Here is a 24,898-nt window from a genome sequence, read left to right as displayed (position 1 = left end):
TCCTTATTTGTAGCGAATCGCGGGGTTGATCGCGGCATAGAGCATATCGACAATCAGGTTGATAAGAATAAACTCCAGGGAGAACAGCAGCACTTCAGCCTGTACCACCGGATAATCACGCATTTCTACCGAGTCCACGAGCAGGCGTCCCAGTCCCGGCCAGTTAAACACCACCTCCACCACAATAGAGCCGCCCAGCAGAAAACCAAACTGCAAGCCCATCATAGTGACAACCGGGATCATGGCGTTACGCAGGCCATGTTTGATGACAACGAAGGTTTCGCGCACGCCTTTTGCCCGCGCGGTACGCATATAGTCTTCCTGCATCACCTCGACGAAGGAGGCTCGGGTAAAGCGCGCCATCACCGCCGCCACCGCCGCCCCCAGGGTAAGGGAAGGCAGAATATAGTGCCGCCAGCTGTCCGCACCGACGGTAGGCAGCCAGCCCAGCTCGACCGAGAAAACCTGCATCAGCAACATCCCCAGCGCAAACGCGGGGAATGAGATGCCGGAAACGGCCAGCGTCATTCCCAGACGGTCAGGCCAGCGGTTACGCCAGACGGCAGAAACGATCCCGATCGACATGCCAAAAATCACCGACCACACCATGCTGCTGAGCGTCAGCCACAACGTTGGCAAAAAGCGCTGGGCAATTTCTGTTGAGACCGGGCGTTTTGACACCATTGACTGGCCAAAATCACCCTGCACGGCATGGCTGATAAAATGCCAGAACTGATGAAACAGCGGCTGATCCAGGCCAAGCTGCTGACGCACCATGGCGACCACGGTGGCATCTGCTTCCGGGCCCGCAACCAACCTTGCCGGATCGCCCGGCAGCATATGCACAAACAGGAACACCAGCACCGCCACGATCAACAACGTGGGGATCAGTCCCAGCAAGCGTTTAATAAAATAATTGAGCATAGGTTATCCTGCGCCTCGCCACCGTGGCCACAGAGGCGCACGGCGGCGAACAAGCGTAGTTACTTCAGATCGGCATCATCAAAGCTGAACGAGGTATCCGGCATCACGTAGAAACCGGTAAGATTTTTGGTATTGGCGGAAACCAGTTTTTCCACCACCAACGGTGCCCAGGGCTGATCTTTCCAAATTTTATCCTGAGCGTCTTTATACAACGCGGCTTTCTTCTCGCCATCAGTGGTGTTCAGTGCGTCAGTCAAATCTTTATCCACCTGGGTGTTGCTGTAGAAAGCGGTGTTAAAGATGGTTGGCGGCCAGGACTGCGTGGCGAACAGCGGCGTCAATGCCCAGTTAGCTTCACCGGTAGACGCAGACCAGCCGGTATAAAACATCCGCACGCCGCTCTCTTTTTGCCCTTTGTCTTCCACTTCCGCTGCACGCTGTCCGGCATCCATTGCCGTGACGGTCGCTTTAATACCAATCTGTGCCAGCTGCTGCTGGGTGAACTGCAACACTTTCTGCGCGGTACTGTGGTTGTGCGAAGACCATAACGTGGTGCTAAAGCCGTTTGGATAACCCGCTTCTTTCAGCAATTCACGTGCTTTAGCCGGATTGTATTCCGGGGCCGGATAGCTTTGTGAATACTGGATAGCAGGCGGCACAATACCGGTTGCCGGCGTGGCATAACCGGCGAAAGCAACCTTAACCAGCGCCTGACGGTTGATGGCTAAGTTGATCGCCTCACGCACTTTCGGATTATCAAAAGGCTTTTGCGTCACGTTAAAACTGATGTAGCGCTGCATGATTGACGGCGACGTCACCAGATCCAGCTTGCTGTTTTTCTCCAGCAGCTTGGCCTGCTCATAAGGGATTGGGAAAGCAAAGTTAGCCTCACCGGTTTGCAGCATGGCGGCACGAGTGTTGTTATCGACAACCGGACGCCAGGTAATGGTATCCAGCTTCGGATAGCCTTTGTGCCAGTAGCCAGCGAATTTCTTCACCTTAACAAAATCGGTCTGATTCCAGGTTTCCAGCTCATAAGGGCCGGTGCCGACCGGATGGAAACCAATCTCTTTTCCATATTTTTTCAGCGCCGTCGGTGAAATCATCGCGGCTGCCGGGCTGGCGAGCGTATTGATAAAGGCGGAGAACGGCGCTTTCAGCGTAATTTTCACCGTTTTCGGGTCTACGACTTCCGTGGTAGCGATGGATTTGAACAGGTTATAGCGTTTGAGATGGCTGTCAGGATTGCTGGCACGATCGAGGTTGACCTTTACCGCTTCGGCATTAAAATCGCTGCCGTCCTGGAACTTGATGCCGCTGCGCAACTTGATGGTATAAGTCAGGCCATCTTTGCTGGCATCAACGCTTTCAGCCAGCACATTGGTCAGCTTCATCTCCTTATCAAAGCCAAACAGACCCTGATAGAACGATTTCGCCACCGCCTGCGACAGGGTGTCGTTAGCGTCATAAGGGTCTAGCGTAGTGAAGTTGGATCCTACAGCGATCACCGCATCTTTCGCCGCCCAGGCTGGCACCGCCGCAAAGCTGCCCAGTAATCCGGCGGTTAACAGTAACTTACGTTTCATCATTTTGCGTTTTTCTCCTGTAATCCCTTGTTGTTTTGCACAGCTAATTCAGGCGCCGCCTACGGCATGACGAGCGACATAATGACCGGCGCTGACTTCAAGCAGCGGTGCTACCTGTGGCTCATCGCCTAATGCTCTGACAGGGCTTGGGATCTCTTCCACCAGCAGCGGCCGTTCACGCCGACGGTGAGCGGGATCGGCAACCGGTACCGCAGCCATCAGCTTACGCGTGTAAGGATGCTGAGGATGTTCAAAAACGGACTGTCGCGGGCCGATTTCCACAATCTGACCGAGATACATGACCGCCACGCGATGGCTGATCCGCTCGACAACCGCCATATCATGCGAAATAAACAGGAAAGCGATACCGAATTCGCGCTGTAAATCCATCATTAAATTAACGATTTGAGCCTGAATGGAAACGTCCAGCGCCGAAACGGATTCGTCGGCAATCACCACTTTTGGATTCAGCGCCAGCGCTCTGGCAATGCAGATGCGCTGACGCTGACCACCCGAAAACTCATGGGGATAACGCCGTGCATGTTCCGGCAGTAGGCCCACGCGCTCCAGCAGCCAGGCCACTCGCTTTTCAGCTTCGTCACCCCGGGCAATACCGTGAACCAGCAGCGGCTCCATAATGGAGAAACCCACGGTCAGTCGCGGATCGAGAGAGGCGTAGGGATCCTGAAAAATAAACTGAATATCGCGGCGCAGATGCGAAAGCGCGGCACCGGTAAGGTTATCGATGCGCTGCCCGTTGAAGGTGATGGTTCCCCCCTGGCTGGCAACCAGACGCAGCAGGGAACGGCCGGTAGTGGATTTGCCGCAGCCGGACTCGCCCACCAGCGCCAGCGTTTCACCGGGATGCAGATCGAAGCTGACCTTTTCGACCGCATGCACGCGGCGCTTAACCCGATTGAGAATGCCGCCGCGAATATCAAAACGGGTCACTAAATCGCGCACCTGCAACACCGGTTTAGCCTCCGGCGGAACAGTATCCTGAGGCAGAGAAATATCGTCATTGCCGCCCGGCGTGAGCACCGGAAATTTCGCCGGGTAAAGCGTGCCGGTCATTGCGCCCAGTTTCGGCACGGCCGCCAGCAGCGCTTTAGTGTAATCACGCTGCGGTGCCTGAAAAATCGCTTCAACCGGTCCGGTTTCCACCACTTCTCCGCGATACATCACCTGCACGCGGTCGGCCATTTCGGCTACCACACCCATATCGTGCGTGATAAAAATGACGCCCATTTCCATCTCTTTTTGCAGCACGCGGATCAGTTGCAGAATTTGCGCCTGAATGGTGACATCCAGCGCGGTAGTCGGTTCATCCGCAATCAGCAGCGCGGGTCGGCAGGAGAGCGCCATCGCAATCATTACCCGCTGACGCATGCCGCCAGAGAGCTGATGGGGAAAACGCGACAGCACGCTGCGCGCTTCGGGGATCCGCACCAGATCCAGCATGCGTTCCGCTTCTTTCATCGCCTCACGGTGGCTTTTTCCCTGATGCAGCAGGATCGACTCGGCAATCTGATCGCCAACCGTAAAAACGGGGTTAAGCGAGGTCATCGGTTCCTGAAAGATCATCGCCATATCGGCACCGCGCACGGTGCGCAGCGTTGACTGCCGCGCACGCGAAAGATCGATAACATCACCGCTTCTGCGCCGCAGCCACATTTCTCCGCTGTCGATCTGGCCTCCGCCCTGCTCAATAAGCCGCATCAGCGCTAAAGAGGTCACGGATTTTCCCGAGCCGGATTCACCAACAATGGCCAGCGTTTCGCCACGCTTAACCTCGAGGGAGAGATTTTTTACCGCATGGATAGTCTCCCCCTGCTGGCTGAAACTGACGTTAAGATCCCTCACCGAAAGCACCTGTCCGGCAGATAAACCTGACGTTGGGGTCGTAGCCATGCTGCCTCCTTTATGCTTCGCGATAGATACCCACGTTTGGCGCGTCACCGACGTAGCCAAAACCGCGGTACATGCCTTCGCTGTTAAACGGCAGCGCCACGTTGCCATCGCGGTCTACGGCAATTGCTCCGCCGCTGCCGCCAAGTACCTTAATTTTTTCCATAATCACGCGATTGCTGGCTTCCTGTAGCGAAAGACCGCCATATTCCATCAGTGCAGCAATATCATAGGCTGCCAGCGTACGCATAAAGACTTCACCTGTGCCGGTGCAGGAGACCGCCACGTTGGCATTATTTGCATAGCAGCCCGCCCCAATAATTGGCGAGTCGCCGACGCGTCCTGCCTGTTTATTGGTCATGCCGCCTGTCGAGGTGGCCGCCGCCAGATTACCGTACTGATCCAGTGCCACCGCGCCTACCGTGCCAAATTTGCGATCCGGATCGAGAGGATCATCCGACGTTTGCGAGGCACCGTCATGATCCAGCAGCATTTGCTGCGTGGAGAGGGCGCGTTGCAGCTGATCCCAACGTTCCTGCGTGTAAAAAAAGTCCGCGCCAACCTGCTCAAGCCCATGGTCTGAAGCAAAGGATTCAGCCCCTTCGCCAATCAAAAGTACGTGCGGACTGTTCTCTAACACGGCCCGCGCCGCCAAAACGGGATTACGCACGCGTTTGACGCCCGCCACGGCTCCGGCCTGTAGCGAATGACCGTCCATTACGCAGGCATCAAGTTCATGGGTGCCCTGATGAGTAAAGACCGCGCCTTTTCCGGCGTTGAACAGCGGACACTCCTCCAGCAAACGCACGGCTTCGGTAACGGCATCCAGCGCGCTGCCGCCATCGGCTAAGATTGTTTGGCCTTGAGTAATAATGGCTGAAAGCGCCTGAATATAGAGCTGCTCTTTTTCCACACTCATGCTGGCACGAGCGATCGCACCCGCTCCGCCGTGAATGGCGATAACTGCCTTGACCATAATCCGTTCTCCCGGTGCCAAATCGGCATGAAAAACACTAAGTTAGATTTTTTTTATTAAATTTCTGATCGTTTTTGACTATAGGCAGGCGGTAAAGTGATGTAAAGCGGAAAGTTTACACAGTGCTCATAACAAAAGGTTATATAACATAACACTGGCATGGGTTTACGTGACCCTCAGGTTAATTCACGCCATAATAGCGTATTGATTGTACGCCTGCCCTCGCGTCAGGCACGCTGGAGACATTATGGAATCCTTTACTGCGGGACTTATCTCCCTTGAAGATGCGCTGGCAACGATGCTCGCGCAAATCGTCCCTGTTGCTGAAACTGAAACGCTTTCACTGGTTACAGCACCGGGCCGGATCACCGCCACAGCGGTCATTTCCCCCATTGACGTCCCCCCTTTTGCTAACTCGGCGATGGATGGCTATGCCGTACGCCTGGTCGATATTCAGGAAGGAAAACCGCTGAATATTGCCGGAAAAGCTTTCGCCGGTGCGCCTTTTACGGGCGAATGGCCAGGCGGAAGCGCGATTCGTATTATGACCGGCGCGCCAGTGCCCGACGGCTGTGATGCCGTGGTGATGCAGGAAGAGACAGAAAAAGTCGGTGAGGCCGTCTTTATTCGTGCCGATGTTGTTAAAGGTCAGAATATTCGGCTGGCTGGAGAAGACATTGTTGCCGGTGCCAGCGTATTAGTCCCCGGCGTGCGTCTTGGTGCCGCCGAGCTCCCTCTGCTCGCCTCGCTTGGGGTAGCGAAGGTGGAAGTAAAGCGCAAGCTGCGCGTAGCCGTTTTCTCTACAGGCGATGAATTGCAGCCGGTGGGCCAGCCGCTGGCAGCAGGCCAGATTTATGATACTAACCGCTTCGCCGTGCAATTGATGTTGAATAAACTGGGCTGTGAAGTGATCGACCTCGGCATTATTCCTGACGATCGGGCCGCTTTACGGGCTGCTTTTATGCAGGCGGATGAACAGGCGGATGTGGTAATCAGCAGCGGCGGCGTTTCCGTCGGCGAGGCTGACTACACCAAAGCGATGCTGGAAGAATTGGGTGAAATCAGTTTCTGGAAGCTGGCGATCAAGCCGGGGAAACCTTTCGCCTTTGGTCGTCTGCAAAGCAGCTGGTTCTGCGGCCTGCCTGGCAATCCCGTTTCCGCTGCACTGACCTTTTATCAGCTGGTACAGCCGCTGCTGGCGAAGCTTAGCGGCCAGCAAGGCGCAGCGCTTCCGCCACGCCAGCGGGTAAAAGTGGCTGATAATCTGAAAAAGACGCCCGGCCGACTGGATTTTCAGCGCGGCAGGCTACAGCGTAATGCAGCCGGCGAACTGGAAGTTCATAGTACTGGCGCGCAGGGATCTCATGTATTCAGTTCCTTTAGTCTGGCGAACTGTTTTATCGTACTTGAGCGCGAACGCGGCAACGTGCAGGCCGGAGAATGGGTTGAGGTCGAACCGTTTAACCCTTTGCTGGAGGGCTAATGCTACCGGAACTTAGCGACGAAGAGATGCTGCGCTATAACCGCCAGATCGTTTTACGCGGGTTTGACTTTGAGGGTCAGGAGAAGCTGAAAGCATCAAAAGTGCTGGTGGTTGGACTGGGCGGCCTGGGCTGTGCCGCCACGCCTTATCTGGCTTCGGCTGGCGTGGGCCAGCTAACGTTGCTGGATTTCGATACGGTTTCCCTCTCCAACCTGCAACGCCAGATCCTGCATCGTGACGCGCAAATCGGCATGGCAAAAGTGGAGTCCGCCCGGCAACAGCTAAACGAAATCAACCCCCATCTGACGGTGCAGGCTATTAACAAGCAGCTTGATGACGATGCGCTGGGCGCACTGATTAGTGACCACGATCTGGTACTGGACTGCACCGATAACGTTGACACGCGTGAACAACTCAACCGGCTGTGCTTTGCCAGTAAAATCCCGCTGGTTTCCGGCGCGGCAATCCGCATGGAAGGGCAAATCAGCGTCTTTGGCTGGCAGGAACATGATCCCTGCTACCGCTGCCTGAGCCGCCTGTTTGGCGCTGGCACGCTAAGCTGCGTGGAAGCAGGCGTCATGGCGCCGCTGGTTGGGGTAATAGGCTCGCTACAGGCGATGGAAGCCATTCGCTTACTGACCCATTATGGCGAAAGCGTAGCGGGTAAGCTGCTGATCTATGATGCTATGACGCTGCAATTCCGTAGTCTGACGCTGGCAAAAGATCCGGCTTGCGAAGTTTGTGGCGGCTGATTTCCTCTCCAGATCGACTTTTATTCGCGCGCTGTTTTTGCTACGGCGCGCACATTCACTCACACCTTTTCTACGTAAAAACAACAGATTCTTCGCATCCCCACTATAGTTACAGGACTGCGATTTTACGCAAGGGAGCGTTTTCATGACTGGGGAATTTCGCCCGCAACCCGATGTCAGCATGCTAAAACTGCGTCGATCGCTGATCGTCTCTTTGCTGGTGATCGGCTGTGCCGTCCTGCTGGTAAACGGTTGGATTGTGTATAACAGCTGGCAACGTATGTTAAATGAGACCCAGAGCGACGCGCATAACCTGTCCCAATCGGTCTCGCGCCAGGCCGAAGACTCTTTTTTGCCGATAGAGCTTACGCTACAGGATTTGCGTGACCGTATTACGCTGGTAGGACTGGATCCGGAAAGGCAGACCTATCTGCGTAATCTGCTGGTTGAGCGTAAAGCCTCGCTCCCACAGCTGCATGGGCTGTTTGTTTACGATGCCCAGGGCAATTGGGTTATTACCTCCGGCGGACCGCTGCAACAGCATCGAAGCAACAGCGATCGGGCTTATTTTCGCTATCATCAACAGCACAATGATTCTGAAATGCTGATAAGTCAGGTGATTCACAGCCGCAGTACCGGTGACCTGGTTGTTCCGCTCTCAATGCGTCTGAATAACCGTGATGGCTCTTTCCGGGGCGTGCTGCTGGCTACGTTGCGGATTGACTATTTCCGGCAAATTTTTGGCTACTACGATCTTGGCGACCGTGGGCTGCTGGCGTTAATGACCAACAGCGGTAATATCCTGTATGCCAGCCCGTTCCCCGACAGCACCATTAACCGTAATATTTCCGGTAGCCCGTTGTTCACCAGCCTGTTGAAAAAGTCCAACAGCGGCACGGCGATCTATGCCGCAGCCCTGGACGGCGTCGAACGCGTCTTTGGCTACGCCAGCTTAAAGCGTTATCCGCTGGTGGTGACGGTGGGATATGACAAAAAACAGCTGATCCATGCCTGGCTAACGGAGCTGCTGGTCTATGTGGCGCTGTGTATTTTACTGCTGGCAGTGATTGCCGTGCTGGGATCTTTATTATTGCGTAATATCGGCTACAGCATTCGCAATCAGGAGGAGCTGGCGCGAACACGCGACCAGCTGGCGGCGATGAATCGCACGTTGCAAACGCTGGCGCTGGTAGACAGCCTTACCGGGCTGGCAAACCGCCGCCAGTTCGATCTTTATCTGGATCACTGTCTGGAGCGCTCGCAGCAATGGCGAACCCCGCTGGCGCTGTTAATGGTCGATGTCGACTCCTTTAAGCGATTCAACGATACCTACGGCCATCTGGCGGGTGACGATTGTCTGAGGCGCATAGGGGGTGCTTTACAAAACGTTGTTCACCAGTCTGAAGATCTTGTTGCGCGGTACGGCGGGGAAGAATTTGCAGTTATCCTTGTCGGATGGGAGCAGGAGAGCGCGCTACGCTTCGCTGAAGCAGCAAAAGAAGCGATTGCGACTCTGGCTATTCCTCACGAAAACAGTGAAAACGCGGCCAAAGTGGTGACCGTCAGTATCGGGCTGCATGTGACGCCAGGAAGCGAAGCTGAAAATAACCGGCAGAAACTTATCGGGCAGGCAGATAAGGCGCTGTATCAGGCGAAATCATCCGGGCGGAATCGGGTAGAAATCGTTTAGGGCGGATGGGAAAAGCGCCGACGCAGAACGTGAAAGGGGAAGCTTTCGCCTCCCCTTCCAATACGATCAGACGATACCTTTGCTGCGCAGATAGTCTTCGTAGTTGCCGGTGAAGTCGTTCAGTTTACCCGGCGTCATTTCAATCACGCGCGTGGCCAGCGAGCTGACGAATTCACGGTCGTGAGAAACGAAAATCAGGGTGCCTTCATACATCTCCAGCGCCATGTTGATCGCTTCGATGGATTCCATATCCAGGTGGTTAGTCGGTTCATCCATAATCAGCACGTTTGGCTTCTGCATCATCAATTTACCAAACAGCATGCGTCCTTTTTCCCCACCGGAGAGCACCTTAGCTGGCTTTTTGATGTCGTCCTGGCTGAACAGCAGACGTCCCAGAATGCCGCGAACGGCCTGCTCGTCGTCACTTTCCTGCTTCCACTGGCTCATCCAGTCAAAGACCGTCAGGTCATCGGCAAAATCATGCGCGTGGTCCTGCGCATAGTAGCCAATTTGGGCATTCTCAGACCATTTGACCTCACCGCTATCAGGCTGAAGCTCACCCACCAGCGTTTTTAGCAGCGTGGTTTTACCGATACCGTTCGGGCCGATAATTGCCAGCTTTTCACCGACCTCCAGCAGCAGATTCACGTTTTTAAACAGCGGCCCCTGATCAAAACCTTTGGTCAGGGATTCCAGCTGGAGCGCATTACGGAACAGCTTCTTATCCTGTTCAAAACGGATAAACGGATTCTGGCGGCTGGAGGCCTTCACTTCTTCCAGCTTGATTTTATCAATCTGCTTGGCACGAGAAGTCGCCTGGCGAGATTTGGAGGCGTTGGCGCTGAAGCGACTAACGAAAGATTGCAGTTCGTTGATCTGCGCTTTCTTCTTCGCGTTATCTGCCAGCAGACGCTCACGAGACTGCGTCGCCGCCGTCATATATTCATCGTAGTTGCCCGGATAAACACGCAGCTCGCCGTAGTCCAGATCCGCCATGTGCGTGCACACCATATTCAGGAAGTGACGGTCATGCGAAATGATGATCATGGTGCTGTTACGTTCGTTCAGCACCTGCTCCAGCCAGCGAATGGTATCGATGTCCAGGTTGTTGGTTGGTTCGTCGAGCAGCAGGATCTCCGGGTTGGAGAACAGCGCCTGCGCCAGCAGGACACGCAGTTTCCAGCCGGGCGCAACTTCGCTCATCGGGCCGTAATGCTGCTCCAGCGGAATGCCCACGCCCAACAGCAGTTCACCGGCACGCGCTTCGGCGGTGTAACCGTCCATTTCACCGTATTGCACTTCCAGATCGGCAACTTTATAGCCGTCTTCTTCGCTCATTTCCGGCAGCGCGTAAATACGGTCACGCTCTTCTTTCACTTCCCACAGCTCGCCGTGGCCCATGATCACCGTATCCAGCACGCTATATTGTTCAAAAGCGAACTGATCCTGACGCAATTTACCAATGCGTTCATTAGGATCGAGCGAGACGTTCCCGGCGCTTGGCACCAGATCGCCGCCGAGAATTTTCATAAAGGTGGATTTGCCGCTACCGTTGGCACCGATCAGGCCATAGCGGTTGCCGCCGCCAAATTTGACAGAGATGTTTTCGAACAGCGGCTTACTGCCAAACTGCATGGTGACGTTGCTGGAAACTAGCACAGGATTGCCTTTCGTTTACGATGGGAGAATAAATCAGCGCGCATTATGCCAAAAAAAAGGGGCGGCGAATACACCGCTGCCCCAGGGAAAATCATACCGTCGTCTTAGTGACTCTCTGCTTTACGCTCCCGCGTTGAAATTGAACGCGTTTCGGCGTCATTGCTTAACCAGTCGTGCAGATAGTGCTCAATCTGTTCCAGGCTACGGTTGCGGGTTTCCGGCACGCATTTGACCACAAAAATCGCGCCAAATACGCCAATCAGCGCAAAGATAAAGAACGCGCCTGACAGACCCACGCTGGCCAGCAGCATCGGGAAAGCAAGTGAAATTAAGAAATTCGCAATCCACATGGCAAAGACCGCGCCGCCCATGAATATTCCGCGCATCCGCGTTGGGAACATTTCAGAAAGCAGCAGCCAGGTAACGGGTGAAAGCGCGCCCTGTTGAAAACTTAAAAACATCAGCATGCCCAGCAGTACCAGATAGCTGCGTACTATATCAACCTGCCCGTTAATGGTTTCCGGCATAAAGTAGCAAACACAGCCAATAAACAGCAGGCAGGCGGTACAGCCAAACTGGCCGATCATCGTCATCGTACGACGGCCGATTTTTCCCAGCAGCCAGATGCCGAAAAAGGTCATCATTACCGAAATGGCGCCGTTAGCAATGGTGGCGAATAGCGCAGCATCGGTACTCATGCCCACCGCTTTAAGCATGGTGGGCGCGTAATACATAATGGTATTCACGCCCGAAAGCTGCTGAATAACAGCCACGCCGATGCCAATCAAAAATAGCTTGAATAACCAGGGTTTACGCAGCTCACGCAGCCGAGGTTTAGCTTTATTTTCTTCTTCGGAGAGGGTTTCTTCAATTTCAGTCATTTCCCACTCAACATCGCTCTTTGCCCGGGTACGCTCCAGCACCCGACGCGCCTCGGCCAGACGCCCTTTCATCGCATACCAGCGTGGCGTATCAGGCATAAACATCATGCCAAACCAAAGAGCAACCGCAGGAATAGTCGCAATCGCCAGCATCCAGCGCCAGGTACTTTCACCGCCCCAGGCAGCATTGAACCCGGCATTGGAGATATAGGCCAGCATCTGTCCGGAAACTATCATGAGCTCCTGCAACGTGACCAGCTGCCCGCGCTTATTCGCTGGCGCAATTTCAGCAATGTAAACCGGTACGGTCGCCGATGCGCCGCCCACGGCCACGCCTAACACCAGGCGGAAGAAAATCATCCAGTGGACATCAGGAGCCATCGCGGTTCCTAACGCTCCGATAGCGAAGATCGCTGCAAGAACAATAATGATTTTCTTCCGCCCGGCTGCCGCAGCAAAGTGTCCGGAAAGCAATGCACCAAAGGCCGCACCAAATAGCAGAGAACTGGTTACCAGGCCGGTGGTAAAGGGCGTGAGATGCAGCTCATCGCCCATAAACAATAATGCGCCAGAGATAACGCCGGTGTCGTACCCAAACAGCAATCCGCCGAGCGTGGCGATCACGGCAATGATCTTCACGAAGGGCTCCGTTCGCGATGCGCTGTTCGGGCCTGAAGCCCGATTGGGGGTGAGATATTGTTCTTTAGCCATAATGGTGACAAACCTCTTGGAATGATATGCAGGATGAAAGCGTCTGGCAGGTGCATACGGCACGGCCTTATAGCATCCTAACTTAGTCCATTTTTTTCATTTAAAATAACAATGAAAATTAAATTTTGCGGCACAGCTCTCAACAGTCATCTCATTTTGTGACGGGAGTATCATATAACAGGTAATAATATTGTCTCCGGCCATTATGCATGCTCCAGGAGGCGTTAGAGAGGTCAGCAAAGAATTAAAACGTTTATTTCAAATTAAGGTAAAAAGGGGGAAAAAACCGATAACCTGCGGGAGCCGTTTCATTCCCTGTGGCAGTTGTAGAGTGCGTAAATTAAAAAATGGAAAAACGGGGGATGAGCAGGATGAGAGGGGAACAAACAGGCAGGCTCATCGCTGGCAGAGCATCCCTGCCACCAGCGGTGAGCGTTAACGCAACTTATCGGACGGGTGCATCGCCGGTTTCCGCTGGACCGAAGACGGAATATTCGGGCAGCGTTACGTTTTGATATAGCTCCCAGCCGCCGCCAAGGGCTTTATACAGGGCCACCAGATCGAGGCTGCTTTGAACCCTTGCCGAGGCGGCCTGCTGCTTCGCCTGCGCCAGCTGGCGCTGCGCATCAAGCGCTTCAATAAAGGAGGAAAGCCCCTGCTTATAGCTGTCGCTTGCCAGATCGAAGGCGTTTTGCAACGCTTCTACCGTTTGATCCAGCCCCTCAACCTGTTGCTGATCGTTACGGTAGCTGACCAGCGCGTTTTCCACATCCTGCAATGCAGTCAGGATAGTCTGCCGATAGCCCAGCGCCGCACTGGCCTGTTCGGCTCTGGCCACTTTCACACTTGAAACCAGCCTGCCGCCCTGGAAGATTGGAATAGAGAGCGAAGCGCCGTAGCTGTAGAAGTGGCTGCTCCAGTTATCCAGATAGCTGGCATCGGTATTCCGCATGCCAAACTGGCCGGTGAGGGAAAGATCCGGGAACAGCTGGGCGACAGAAACCCCGATATTGGCGGTAGCCTGGTGCAGTCTGGCCTCGGCCTGGCGCACATCCGGGCGGCGGCGAGCCAGGGTCGAAGGCAGGCCAACCGGAATCGCTTTTGGCAGCGCAGGCATCGGTTTACTTACCGCCAGTTCGCCATCCAGCATGCCCGGCGGCTTGCCGATTAACACCGCCAGCCCGTTCATGGCCTGATGAATTTGCGACTGATACTGCGGCAGCTGCGCCCGCAGAGAATTAAGCTGCGCCCGGGCATTTTCCACGTCCATCTGCGGTGCCAGGCCATTACGCTGCTGGCTCTGCGTCAGTTCCAGCGTCTGTTGCGCCACCTCAATCTGGGTTTCCAACGTCTGGCTGATCGACTGCGCGCCGCGAAGCTGCAACCAGGTACGGGCAACTTCGGCCTCCAGCGAGACCAGCGCATCATTGCGGCTCTCTACAGATTCTTGCTGCTGCGCGCCAGCCATTTCTACCTGGCGACGCACTTTGCCCCACAGATCCAGTTCCCAGGCCGCATCAAAACTCCCCTGATAAAGCCCGACCGGCTTCGTCAGGCTATTCAGTGCGGAAGAGAGATCGGTATCGGTGCCGGTGTCAACGTCATCCAGCTGCTGATAAACGCCCTTCGACTCCAGCTGTCCCTTTAGCCCAAGCTGCTGGCGCTGCGCCGAAGCGCTGCCGTTTAGCGTCGGAAACCATGCGCCTCGCGCCTGATTCAGCTGCTGGCGAGAACCCGCAATACGCAATACCGCCTGCTGTAAGCTCAGGTTCCCGGCAATTGCCCGATCGATCAGGCTGTTGAGTTGGGGATCGTTAAACGATTTCCACCAGCCAGGATTGGTTGCCGTTGCCTGAGGTCGGGAAGCGCTGTCCGATTGCAGGCTGTTAAAAGAAGCCGGCGTCACCGGTTTCGGCGGCCGGTAATCCGGGCCAACGGAACAGGCCGATAACGTCAGACCCGCGACCAGCAGCACGCTGAGTCGCAAACGTGCATCAAGAGAAACGTTCATGTCAGTGTGCTCCTGCACTGCCCTCGCTCTTAATCGGCGCAAGCAGTAAACAAAATGGAATAAGAACCAGGGCGACAATGCTGAGGCCCATAAAGACATCGATATAGGCGAGAATTCGCGCCTGCACGATCATCTGCTGATAGAGCTGACCAGTCGCTATCGTCACCGGATCGCCCACCGCGGAGGTAAAGTCCCTCACGCCCTGCGCCCAGCGCTCTACCGTCAGGTTAAACGGTTCATTTAGCGGCGTCATGTTATGCACCATACTGGCGCTGCGTGCCTGTTCGCGTTCGGTAATCATCGCGGTTGAAAGCGAGATCCCTATCGAACCGGCGACGTTACGACACATCGTAAACAACGCCGAGGCATCCGCATTTAGCCTCTGTGGGATGGTGACAAACGCGATGGTGGTCAGCGGCACAAACAGGAAGCCCAGCCCGATAGTCTGCGCGCTGCGCATCATTACCAGCGTGGTAAAGTCGATATCCGGCGTCAGTTTGGCGGAATAGATAAAGGAGACAAACAGGCAGGTGAAGCCAAAGGCGATGATCCACCGCGTCTGCACAATTGGCATCAGCTTCAGCACTAACGGGATGGTCAGTACAATCAATACCGCACCGGGCGAAAGCACCAGCCCCGACCAGGTTGCGGTGTAGCCTAAATCCTGTTGCGCCAGCTGTGGGATTACCACGGAACTGCCGTAAAGAATAGCGGCCATACCGGACATCAGCACGCTGGCAACCGCGAAGTTGCGATCTTTCAGCACGTGCAGGTCGACCACCGGCTTTTTGGCATACAGCAGCCAGTAAACTGCCCCAACCAGCCCGATGGCGCTCAGAATGGCAAAGGTGACGATAAACGGCGAGCTGAACCAGTCATCATCCTCACCGCGGTCGAGAAACACCTGTAAGCATCCTAAACCCAGGGTAATCAAACCGATACCGATATAGTCGATATTGAGCTTGCCCTTCGCCCATTTGCGCTCCCACGGCGGATCTTCCAGCAGCTGGTAAATAGCCAGCACGCTGATAATGCCAACCGGGATATTGATAAAGAACACCCAGCGCCAGCTGTAGTTATCGGTGATCCAGCCGCCCAGCGTGGGACCGAGTACCGGCGCAACGATAATCGCAATGGACGAGAGTCCAAATGCCTTACCGCGATCTTCCGGTTTGAAATAATCCAGCAGCACCGATTGCTGTACCGGCTGCAGCCCGCCGCCAAAGAAGCCCTGAAGGACCCTAAAGAGGATGATTTGCCAGAGTTCGGTAGCAATACCGCAGAGGAAAGAGCAAATTGTGAACATCACAATGCAGATCAAAAAGAACTGCTTGCGGCCAAACATACGGCTGAGGAAGGCGGAAATGGGCAGCACGATCCCGTTGGCGACCAGATAGGAGGTCAGCACCCAGGTTGACTCATCGTAGCTGGAGGAGAGCGAACCTGCGACGTGCGGTAACGCCACGTTAACGATGGTGGTGTCGAGGATCTCCATAAACACCGCCAGCGTTACCGTCATGGCGACCAGCCAGGGATTACTGGCCGGTTTCCAGCTTTCGCTGTGACTCATTCCACCGTCACCTTAGGCTCCACCGAAAGCCCCAGCGGCAGCGGCTTGTTCGGATCCAGCCCTTTATCAATGACAATTTTTACCGGCACGCGCTGAACAATTTTCACATAGTTACCGGTGGCGTTCTCTGACGGGAAGGTCGAGAAGCGCGAACCCGAGCCCATCTGAATACTGTCCACATGGCCTTCCAGCTTAATATCTGGCCAGGCATCGACGGTAATCTCAACCTTGTCGCCTGGATTCATTCGTTCCAACTGGGATTCTTTGAAGTTTGCCGTTACCCAGACATCAGGCGAGACCAGGGAAAAAAGGGAGCTTCCGGCCTGAACCAGCGTACCGACCTGCACGTTACGCTTAGTGACGAAACCGTCATAAGGCGCACGGACTTCGGTATAGGAAAGGTTAAGGTTTGCGGTATTCAACTGTGCCTTAGCCTGCTCAACCTGCTGTTGGCGGGCTTCAACATTGGTTTCCTGCTGACGAATTTGCAGCTGAATTTGTGAGGCGACTTCCACCTGCGCTTTGGCGCTTTGCAGTTCCGCTCTGGCGCTTCTTAACTGTGCGCTGGCGGCATCGATATTACGCTGCGAGGTTGCTCGCGGATCAACACCGCGCTGACGTTTATCATCTTCCTGCGCGTTCACAAGGTTCGCTTCAGCTTTCGCCTGCTGTGCCAAAGCCTGGTCTTTTTGCGCGGGATACTGTACGCGAGAAAGCGCCAGCTGTGCCTGCGCCTGATGAAGCTGGGCCGTGGCCAGTCCAAGCTGCGCCTGGGCCTGATCGCGCTGGGCCTGATTATCCTGCGGATCGATCACCACCAGCAGATCGCCCTTTTTCACGCGCTGATTATCTTTCACCAGCAGTTGCGTGACATAGCCAGATGCCTTAGGCGCGATGGTCACCGCATCCGACTCGGTAAAAGCATCGTCAGTGGTTTCAATGTTGCGGCTGGTAAACCAGAAATAAAAGCCGACAATCACCATCACCACGACCACCACAGCTAGAATGATCAGCGGCTTCTTACCCGGGCGCTTGCGCTCAGGCTGCTCGTCGTTTTGTTGTGGGTTTTTATCCTGTTGCGGATTGTCGTCCTGCTGCTCAGCGGAGTGCTGATGACTTTTGTCATCATCCGAGGAAGAAGTAGATTGATTAGCCATAGTTCTCATCAGGTTACGGCAGGCTCAAACCGAGCCCGCAAGATTTACTCTGCTATAAACATAGGACGTAAACTGACAAATGCCAGCGTTTCTTTACGAAGTCAGAATAGACTCACGTTAGACCGCATTTATAACTAAAAGCAGTCCCCATCCGAGCGCCATCGCCCACAACAGCATCGGCAACGAGTAGAAATGGAATCGCAGCCAGACGGTACGATCTTTCGCCATTCGTAAGGCAATCAGGTTTGCCAGCGAGCCGGGAAGCAGCCCAAATCCCCCGATATTGACCGCCCAGGCTAATAATGTTGACGCGGGCAGGCTGCCGATTAGCAGGATGGTGGCGGGTACGTTGCTGATAATCTGCGACAGCCCAATCGCCAGCAGATATTTACCGCCAGCGGAGAGCTGGACCATTTGCTGTAGCAGATCCTGAGACGCGGGCAATTTTGTCAGCAGAAAGACGTCAATAAACATGGCGATAAAGACTGCCAGCAGGCTCCAGTCTATCGCCAGCAAAATGTGACGGGCCATCAGCAGATAAACGGCGAATATCAGCAAAACTCCCCAGCCAGCGTAGCCCAGCTCCAGCGCCGTCACGAAAAACAGGTAAAGCAGCACGCTAACCACTAACAAGGAACGTTGCCATTTCACCGCCGATCGCCCTTCTGCACGCTCAATACGCCGGCCGGGGAAGCTAAAAGCGGTGAGGATCAGCAGGCTAGCCAGCAACGCACCGGCCAGCGGCAGCATTTGCCAGATAAAATGGCCAAAGCCTGCGCCGCCGTGCTGCCATAACAGGATATTTTGCGGATTACCGATAGGTGTAAGCAGCGAACCTGCGTTAACCGCCAGCGCTTCAAAGATAATCAGACGAGTGACGGGCAATGAAGAATAGTGACGCAAGGTCAGGGTCAGCGGCACCAGAATGAACAATGCGACATCGTTGGTAAGAAAAGTTGAGAGTAGCGCGGCAGCGGCGATTAAAAACAGCGCCAGCGCGCGCTGCGACTGAAAGCGCTGAACCAGCCTTCGTCCCAGAACGTCAAAATAGCCGCTGGCCTCGATGCCTTTGGTGAGCATCAGCAGGCCACCCAGGGTGAGAATGGTGGGCCAGTCCACGGCGGCAGGCAATTGCCGCAGCGTGAAAGGCGCAAAGCAGGCCAGCAGCAGGCCCAGCAAAACTAACAGATGCAGGAAGCGATCGTGCAGGAAAGGCCGGAGCAACGTTGCCATGGGGTTCCACCAGAGGGATAAGTTTACTGACGGCTTTCGTAAAATTTCTGGAATATAGCCAGCGTTTCATCACTGACGTGATGCTCCAAACCTTCTGCATCGCGGCGGGCAGTATCGGGACTGATCCCCAGCGCCAGCAAAAAAGTTTCCACAATGTGGTGACGCTTGCGGCTCTCTTCAGCCAGCGATTCCCCTTCTGCGGTTAAGAACACGCCTCGATAGGGAACCTGCTCAACCAGGCCGGCCACAGCCAGTCTTTTCAACATTTTAGCGACGGTAGGCTGTGAAACCCCCAGACGCGCCGCCATATCAACCTGGCGGGCTTCACCGAACTCACGGATGAGGTCGGAAATCAGCTCAACATAGTCATCAATCAGCTCACGACGATGGGCTTCCCGAACCTGACGAAAGCCTTCGACATGCTCTTCAATTTCTTTCAGTGGCGCGGGCACTGAATTTTTTGCGCGACGACTCATTAAGCTTCCTCTTTTTATTATCACTGATGCATAACAAACACTGCACCAGTCTGTTGGTGCCACATTGTAAACGAAGCTCAAAGAAGCACAAATTTTCGCATAATAGCGCTGGCTACACATTATAGCCTGTGCTATACCTGTTTAATAAGTGAACGGAGGAAACGAGATGAAAAAGCCACTTTTACTTCAGCTGCTCTGTCGCTCTCCCTTTACGCTGCGGCTGATGCTGCTGGAAATGGTGATGGCGAGAAAAGCGCCCCATTCCTGATTCAGCCATAAAAAAATCCGCCTCGAAGGGCGGATTTTTTTCATCAGACAGCCAAAGCTGAATGAGGCGATACTTAGAAGCTGTAGCCTACGCCAGCAATCCAGGTACCTACGTCAACGCTACGGATACGGCTCTGCTCGTAGCCAACGTCCAGGGCAACGTTTTCGATGCCTGGGTTGAACTGCAGGCCAGCACCGTAAGAGAAGCCAACGTCGCTTGAATCAGACTTAACGCGGTCTGGTGCGTTCTGCTGGAATTTGCCGTAGCCGATACCAACAACACCATAGATGCTTGCCCAGTCGTTCAGACGGTAAGCTGGACCACCGGTGATTCCGTAGTACTGGCCTTTGTTATAAACGCTGGCGTCAGTACGATCTTTCTCGGTGTAGGTGAAAGAGCCAATCCAACCCAGTGGATCGCTGCCGTTTTCGTAACGATATTTCAGGTTGAAACCGTTAGCTTTGTTAGCCACGCCCTGCATATCGCTTTGTGCGTAACCGCCGGAAACTGTGCTCTGAGCCATTGCTGAACCAGCAGAAACCGCCAGTACACAAGCCAGTGCTGAAAGACATGCAATTTTTTTCATAACCACCTCAAATGTGAAAGTACTTATCTCCTGACAACGCTGAAAATATAACAAAACTTAGCGAGAAACTCTGCCCCGATTTTGTTGTCCAAGACAATGTTTGGTGTAACAGGACGTTAACGGGTTTATCTATGTCATTATTTTTACTTATCTTTTTACCGTTATCGTTTCGCCTGACTCGTAATGTAAAAAAACGTTCATTGAGATAAATCTTAATTAAACCTGACACTTCTTTACTTCCAACAGCGACTTTTTCCTAAATTCCTACACTTTTTTCATCTTACACAGAGGAAAAACGACCTCTTTACATTACACTCTCGGGAACTTTTTTGCGTGTTAATGGACGAATAAGGTTGGACTGAAGGATGTTTACGTCTGTTCCAAAAGCCACTCCACTCTGGTTACCCATACTGGTTTTATTGATTGCCATGACTTCCATTCAGGGTGGTGCAGCCATGGCCAAAACGTTGTTTCCGCTGGTAGGCGCACCGGGCATCACCGCCCTGCGTCTTGGCTTTGGTACGATTATCCTTTGTATCGTCTTTAAGCCCTGGCGCCTGCGCTTTAGCAGAGAGCAGCGTTTTCCCCTCCTTTGTTACGGCCTTGCGCTGGGCGCCATGAACTATTCCTTTTATCTGGCCATTCGCACGGTACCGTTGGGTATTGCCGTTGCGCTGGAATTTACCGGTCCGCTGGCGCTGGCGCTGGCTGGCTCCCGCAAGCCGCTGGATTTTCTCTGGGTGTTGCTGGCGTTGCTGGGACTCTGGCTTTTATTGCCTCTGGGCAAAGAGATCGCCAGCGTCGATCTTAAAGGCGCGCTGCTCGCGGTTCTTGCGGGGGCGTGCTGGGCTGTTTATATCTTAAGCGGTCAACGTGCGGGAGCAGATCACGGCCCTGCGACAGTGGCGGCAGGCTCACTGATTGCCTCGCTGATATTTGTTCCCGTGGGACTGGTTTATGCCGATGGCGGCATCTGGAGCCTGTCGCTGCTTCCGGCAGCACTGGCGATCGCGGTGCTCTCCAGCGCATTGCCCTATTCACTGGAAATGGTCGCGCTAACCCGTTTACCGGCAAAAACGTTCGGTACGCTAATGAGCCTGGAACCGGCAATGGCGGCGCTTTCCGGGATGTTGTTTCTGGGAGAACGCCTGTCGCTGGTTCAGTGGCTTGGGTTGCTGGCAATTGTGCTGGCCTCAGCAGGCGCAACGCTTACGATCCGCGCGGGCAAGCCCCAAATTTCCCCCGTCAGCGATCGGGTCGACTAATTAATTTGGATCGCTCTGAAAAAGCAGATATGTTTTTTTAAAGCCTGATGTTAAACGGCTGTTTTTCCATCAACATCCAGGCTTTAGCAAATACAGAAATATCCTGGAAACAAAAAGTAATAAAATTAGAAAAAGATGCCTCACGCGGCTCATTAATAATAATATTCATACATATCAATTATTTATAAAACACGGCTGAATGATAATCTTTATTAATCGCATTTATCACCTCAGATTACAGTCGGTTATCTGTAAAAGGCCGTCACTATTCTACCGATAGGTACGACCTTCCCGGCAAAGTTAAAAACCGGTGCTATACTTATTCCCGTACATTCAGGACAACTGACCATTAAGAGGATATTAATGATGAGTACCGCTAAACTGGTAAAAACAACGTCATCCGATCTGCATTACACCCGTAACAATGTGGCCGACGAGGAAAAGAAAGCCACCATTGAGGTGCTGAATCGCCTGGTGACTGAGTTCATTGATTTGTCCCTGATTACTAAGCAAGCGCACTGGAACATGCGTGGCGCAAACTTTATCGGTGTACACGAAATGCTGGATGGTTTCCGTACGACTATCACCGATCATCAGGATACTATCGCCGAGCGTGTAGTACAGCTGGGTGGCGTCGCACTGGGTACGACTCAGGTTGTTAACGACAGAACGCCGCTGAAAAGCTATCCGCTGAACATTCACACCGTGCAGGATCATCTTAAAGCACTGGCAGAACGTTATGCGGTAGTCGCGAATGATACCCGTAAAGCGATTACCGAAGTTGAAGATGAAGATACCGCAGACATTTTCACCGCGGCTTCCCGCGACCTGGATAAATTCCTGTGGTTCATCGAGTCTAATATCGAATAAGGTTTTTAGCGCCTTTTCGTAGAGCATTATTCAGGAGCAGATGAGGCCTTTCATCTGCTCCTTCTGCTTTGGAGGAGAATATGGCCAGTGGCTGGGCACGTGATGATGCAGTTCAGGAGCAAATTGATTCCACGGTAGAAGATGCCGTAAACCGCGCTCGCCGCTCAATGCACAATAGCGGCGTCAGCGCTGAGTATTGTGAACACTGTGGCGAAGCGATCCCCGAAGCTCGACGGCTGGCGTTACCTGGCGTGCAGTATTGCGTGCAGTGTCAGCAACAGCGAGACAAGCAACAATCCGCTGCGCTTTATAATCGTCGTGGCAGTAAGGATAGCCAGTTGCGCTGATGTTCATCTCTGGTGCAATCCAGAACTCTCCCCTCTTCCTCCTTATATTTGTTTTTATTCTTATTCTGGCTAACATTAAATGCACCATAATGATCGGCATGCACTATTTTGGTGCCCCTTTATGGTGCTTTTATTCCGTTAACCCTACGTAATGCCCATTAAAATTGACTCAATGTGCTGTTTTCCATATATTTTGAAAACCTGGCATAATTTTTTCATATGGCCAGTGCCACTCGGATAAAAAACGTTGTCCGACTGCTATAAGGATAAAAAGATGAAGTCACTTGTTAAGTTTTCCCTGGCAGCGCTGACGTTGGCGTTTGCCGTCTCTTCTACTGCCGCAGAAAAAAAGCTGGTTGTTGCAACCGATACTGCTTTCGTGCCTTTTGAGTTCAAACAGGGTAACCAATATGTTGGCTTCGATGTGGACCTGTGGGCCGCTATCGCTAAAGAGCTGAAGATTGACTATACCCTGAAGCCTATGGATTTCAGCGGGATCATTCCTGGCCTGCAAACCCGTAACGTTGATTTGGCGCTGGCCGGTATCACCATCACCGAAGAGCGCAAAAAAGCGATCGACTTCTCTGATGGATACTACAAAAGCGGCCTGCTGGTGATGGTGAAAGCCAATAATGACCAGATCAAAGGTATTAATGACCTGACCGGTAAAGTGGTCGCTGTTAAGAGCGGCACCGGATCGGTCGATTATGCTAAGCAGCACATCAAGTCTAAAGATTTACGCCAGTTCCCGAATATCGATAACGCCTATATGGAACTTGGCACTAACCGTGCTGACGCAGTACTGCATGACACGCCAAATATCCTGTACTTCATTAATACCGCTGGCAAAGGCCAGTTCAAAGCGGTAGGCGAGTCTATCGAAGCACAGCAGTACGGCATCGCCTTCCCGAAAGGCAGCGACGAACTGCGTGAAAAAGTGAATGGCGCACTGAAAACACTGCGTGAAAACGGCACCTACAATACGCTTTATAAAAAATGGTTCGGCAGCGAACCTAAATAATTCAACATTTTTACCTTTCGCAGGCGTCCGCGCCTGCGTTTTTCACACCAACACAAGAACGGTTTTCATCCGGAGAAATAATAATGCAGTTTGACTGGAGCGCCATCTGGCCATCTATTCCGGCCCTGCTCGAGGGCGCCCGATTGACGCTGTGGATTTCGGTCCTCGGTCTGATTGGCGGTTTAATTATCGGCCTGGTTGCCGGTTTTGCCCGCGCTTACGGTGGCTGGCTGTCCCGTAATATCGCGCTGGTCTTTATTGAACTTATTCGCGGCACACCCATTGTTGTGCAGGTGATGTTTATCTATTTTGCCCTGCCAATGGCCTTCAACGATTTGCGCATCGATCCGTTCAGCGCAGCCGTGGTCACTATCATGATTAACTCCGGCGCTTACATCGCAGAAATCACGCGTGGCGCGGTACTGTCTATTCATAACGGCTTTCGTGAAGCGGGCCTGGCGCTGGGACTCTCTCGTCGCGAAACGCTGCGCTACGTCATCATGCCGCTGGCATTACGCCGTATGCTGCCGCCGCTGGGCAATCAGTGGATCGTCAGTATCAAAGATACTTCCCTGTTTATCGTCATCGGCGTGGCCGAGCTGACCCGTCAGGGACAGGAAATCATTGCCGGAAACTTCCGCGCGCTGGAAATCTGGAGCGCCGTGGCCGTTATCTATCTGTTTATTACGCTGGTGCTGAGCTTTGTTCTGCGTCGCCTTGAAAAAAGGATGAAAATCCTGTGATTGAATTTAAAAACGTCTCCAAGCATTTCGGCCAGACGCAGGTTCTGCACAATATCGATCTGACCATCAAGCAGGGTGAAGTGGTGGTGATTATTGGGCCTTCCGGTTCCGGTAAATCGACGCTGCTGCGCTGCATTAACAAGCTGGAAGAGATCACCAGCGGCGAGCTGATTGTCGATGGGCTGAAAGTCAACGATCCGAAAGTTGACGAGCGCCTGATCCGTCAGGAAGCAGGCATGGTATTTCAGCAGTTCCATCTGTTCCCACAGATGAACGCGCTGGATAACGTCGCCTTTGGTCCGATTCGCGTACGCGGCACCAAAAAAGAGGAAGCGCACCGCCTGGCGAAAGAGCTGCTTGGTAAAGTTGGCCTGGCCGAGCGTGCTCATCACTTCCCTTCTGAACTGTCAGGCGGACAGCAGCAGCGCGTCGCGATTGCTCGTGCGCTGGCAGTGAAGCCTAAGATGATGTTGTTTGATGAGCCCACCTCCGCGCTGGATCCAGAACTGCGTCATGAAGTGTTAAAAGTGATGCAGGATCTGGCGGAAGAAGGCATGACCATGGTTATCGTGACCCATGAAGTGGGCTTTGCGAAAAAAGTGGCGTCCCGTCTGATCTTCATCGATAAAGGCCGCATTGCGGAAGATGGCGACCCGGCTGAGTTAATTGATAACCCACCAGGCGCCCGCCTGCAGGAATTCTTGCAGCACGTTTCCTGATCCCTTCGGGCGGAGATCCTCCGCCCGTTTTACGTCGTCCTGTTCTTAAAAACCGCCCCTCT

21 protein-coding genes are annotated in these 24,898 nt (G+C 53.6%); 9 read left to right on the top strand and 12 right to left on the bottom strand.

Annotated elements, in window-relative coordinates; all coding sequences use genetic code 11:
- Positions 1 to 3: 3 nt before the first annotated feature.
- From gsiC to AAGQ96_RS06810, 4 genes are read right to left on the bottom strand one after another with little or no spacing between them, the layout of a single operon-like run.
- Complete coding sequence (gsiC, locus tag AAGQ96_RS06825) at positions 4 to 924, bottom strand: glutathione ABC transporter permease GsiC (RefSeq protein WP_147196526.1); 921 nt, start codon at positions 922 to 924, stop codon at positions 4 to 6.
- 59 nt (positions 925 to 983) lie between these two features.
- Positions 984 to 2,510: a glutathione ABC transporter substrate-binding protein GsiB gene (gsiB, locus tag AAGQ96_RS06820; RefSeq protein ID WP_254446345.1), complete on the bottom strand. Its 1,527-nt coding sequence runs from the start codon at positions 2,508 to 2,510 to the stop codon at positions 984 to 986.
- Between the two features lie 48 nt (positions 2,511 to 2,558).
- Positions 2,559 to 4,421: a glutathione ABC transporter ATP-binding protein GsiA gene (gene gsiA, locus AAGQ96_RS06815; RefSeq protein WP_342755123.1), complete on the bottom strand. Its 1,863-nt coding sequence runs from the start codon at positions 4,419 to 4,421 to the stop codon at positions 2,559 to 2,561.
- 10 nt (positions 4,422 to 4,431) lie between these two features.
- Entirely contained in the window at positions 4,432 to 5,394 is a 963-nt protein-coding gene (locus AAGQ96_RS06810; protein ID WP_342755122.1) for an isoaspartyl peptidase/L-asparaginase, read from the bottom strand.
- Positions 5,395 to 5,641: 247 nt separating this feature from the next.
- On the opposite strand from AAGQ96_RS06810, the gene moeA reads away from it, so the two are divergent.
- From moeA to AAGQ96_RS06795, 3 genes are all read left to right on the top strand, one after another.
- A complete protein-coding gene (gene moeA / locus AAGQ96_RS06805) occupies positions 5,642 to 6,877 on the top strand; it encodes a molybdopterin molybdotransferase MoeA (protein ID WP_147196518.1) in 1,236 nt (411 codons plus the stop codon).
- Positions 6,877 to 7,629, top strand: coding sequence for a molybdopterin-synthase adenylyltransferase MoeB (moeB, locus tag AAGQ96_RS06800; RefSeq protein WP_342755121.1), 753 nt, complete (start codon positions 6,877 to 6,879; stop codon positions 7,627 to 7,629). Before moeA ends, moeB begins: the two co-directional genes overlap by 1 nt.
- A gap of 145 nt (positions 7,630 to 7,774) precedes the next feature.
- Positions 7,775 to 9,319: a sensor domain-containing diguanylate cyclase gene (locus AAGQ96_RS06795; RefSeq protein ID WP_342755120.1), complete on the top strand. Its 1,545-nt coding sequence runs from the start codon at positions 7,775 to 7,777 to the stop codon at positions 9,317 to 9,319.
- A gap of 66 nt (positions 9,320 to 9,385) precedes the next feature.
- Here AAGQ96_RS06795 and AAGQ96_RS06790 read toward each other — a convergent pair whose 3' ends face one another.
- The 8 genes from AAGQ96_RS06790 to ompX all read right to left on the bottom strand — a co-directional run bounded on the left by AAGQ96_RS06790 (position 9,386) and on the right by ompX (position 19,871).
- Entirely contained in the window at positions 9,386 to 10,978 is a 1,593-nt protein-coding gene (locus AAGQ96_RS06790; protein WP_147196512.1) for an ABC-F family ATPase, read from the bottom strand.
- 104 nt (positions 10,979 to 11,082) lie between these two features.
- Positions 11,083 to 12,570: a sugar porter family MFS transporter gene (locus tag AAGQ96_RS06785; protein WP_147196510.1), complete on the bottom strand. Its 1,488-nt coding sequence runs from the start codon at positions 12,568 to 12,570 to the stop codon at positions 11,083 to 11,085.
- A 445-nt stretch (positions 12,571 to 13,015) separates the two neighbouring features.
- The gene (locus tag AAGQ96_RS06780) at positions 13,016 to 14,581 is read right to left on the bottom strand and encodes an efflux transporter outer membrane subunit (protein ID WP_342755119.1); all 1,566 of its coding nucleotides are present in this window, start codon (positions 14,579 to 14,581) and stop codon (positions 13,016 to 13,018) included.
- Between the two features lies 1 nt (position 14,582).
- On the bottom strand, positions 14,583 to 16,151 hold the full coding sequence (locus AAGQ96_RS06775; RefSeq protein WP_147196505.1) for a DHA2 family efflux MFS transporter permease subunit: 1,569 nt from the start codon (positions 16,149 to 16,151) through the stop codon (positions 14,583 to 14,585).
- Complete coding sequence (locus tag AAGQ96_RS06770; protein ID WP_342755118.1) at positions 16,148 to 17,317, bottom strand: HlyD family secretion protein; 1,170 nt, start codon at positions 17,315 to 17,317, stop codon at positions 16,148 to 16,150. The genes AAGQ96_RS06775 and AAGQ96_RS06770 overlap by 4 nt, the downstream gene beginning before the upstream one ends.
- Positions 17,318 to 17,425: 108 nt before the next feature.
- Entirely contained in the window at positions 17,426 to 18,541 is a 1,116-nt protein-coding gene (locus AAGQ96_RS06765; protein ID WP_147196501.1) for an SLC13 family permease, read from the bottom strand.
- Positions 18,542 to 18,564: 23 nt separating this feature from the next.
- On the bottom strand, positions 18,565 to 19,017 hold the full coding sequence (mntR, locus tag AAGQ96_RS06760; RefSeq protein WP_147196499.1) for a manganese-binding transcriptional regulator MntR: 453 nt from the start codon (positions 19,015 to 19,017) through the stop codon (positions 18,565 to 18,567).
- 341 nt (positions 19,018 to 19,358) lie between these two features.
- Positions 19,359 to 19,871 (bottom strand): outer membrane protein OmpX, encoded by a 513-nt coding sequence (gene ompX, locus AAGQ96_RS06755; protein WP_147196497.1) that lies wholly within the window; start codon positions 19,869 to 19,871, stop codon positions 19,359 to 19,361.
- A 365-nt stretch (positions 19,872 to 20,236) separates the two neighbouring features.
- On the opposite strand from ompX, the gene rhtA reads away from it, so the two are divergent.
- The 6 genes from rhtA (at position 20,237) to glnQ (ending at position 24,836) form a co-directional block, all read left to right on the top strand.
- Complete coding sequence (rhtA, locus tag AAGQ96_RS06750) at positions 20,237 to 21,136, top strand: threonine/homoserine exporter RhtA (RefSeq protein WP_342755117.1); 900 nt, start codon at positions 20,237 to 20,239, stop codon at positions 21,134 to 21,136.
- Positions 21,137 to 21,502: 366 nt separating this feature from the next.
- Positions 21,503 to 22,006 (top strand): DNA starvation/stationary phase protection protein Dps, encoded by a 504-nt coding sequence (gene dps, locus AAGQ96_RS06745; RefSeq protein ID WP_147200555.1) that lies wholly within the window; start codon positions 21,503 to 21,505, stop codon positions 22,004 to 22,006.
- Between the two features lie 80 nt (positions 22,007 to 22,086).
- Positions 22,087 to 22,353 (top strand): DksA/TraR family C4-type zinc finger protein, encoded by a 267-nt coding sequence (locus AAGQ96_RS06740; protein ID WP_147196493.1) that lies wholly within the window; start codon positions 22,087 to 22,089, stop codon positions 22,351 to 22,353.
- A 274-nt stretch (positions 22,354 to 22,627) separates the two neighbouring features.
- A complete protein-coding gene (glnH, locus tag AAGQ96_RS06735; protein WP_147196492.1) occupies positions 22,628 to 23,374 on the top strand; it encodes a glutamine ABC transporter substrate-binding protein GlnH in 747 nt (248 codons plus the stop codon).
- 83 nt (positions 23,375 to 23,457) lie between these two features.
- Complete coding sequence (gene glnP, locus AAGQ96_RS06730; protein WP_147196490.1) at positions 23,458 to 24,117, top strand: glutamine ABC transporter permease GlnP; 660 nt, start codon at positions 23,458 to 23,460, stop codon at positions 24,115 to 24,117.
- Entirely contained in the window at positions 24,114 to 24,836 is a 723-nt protein-coding gene (gene glnQ, locus AAGQ96_RS06725; protein WP_147196488.1) for a glutamine ABC transporter ATP-binding protein GlnQ, read from the top strand. Before glnP ends, glnQ begins: the two co-directional genes overlap by 4 nt.
- Positions 24,837 to 24,898: the final 62 nt, after the last annotated feature.

The sequence above is a fragment of the Pantoea sp. MBD-2R genome (genome assembly GCF_039134845.1).
In the GTDB taxonomy this organism is placed as follows: domain Bacteria; phylum Pseudomonadota; class Gammaproteobacteria; order Enterobacterales; family Enterobacteriaceae; genus Erwinia.
Note: the sequence above shows the minus strand (reverse complement) of the source record. Positions and strands in the feature narration are given on the sequence as shown.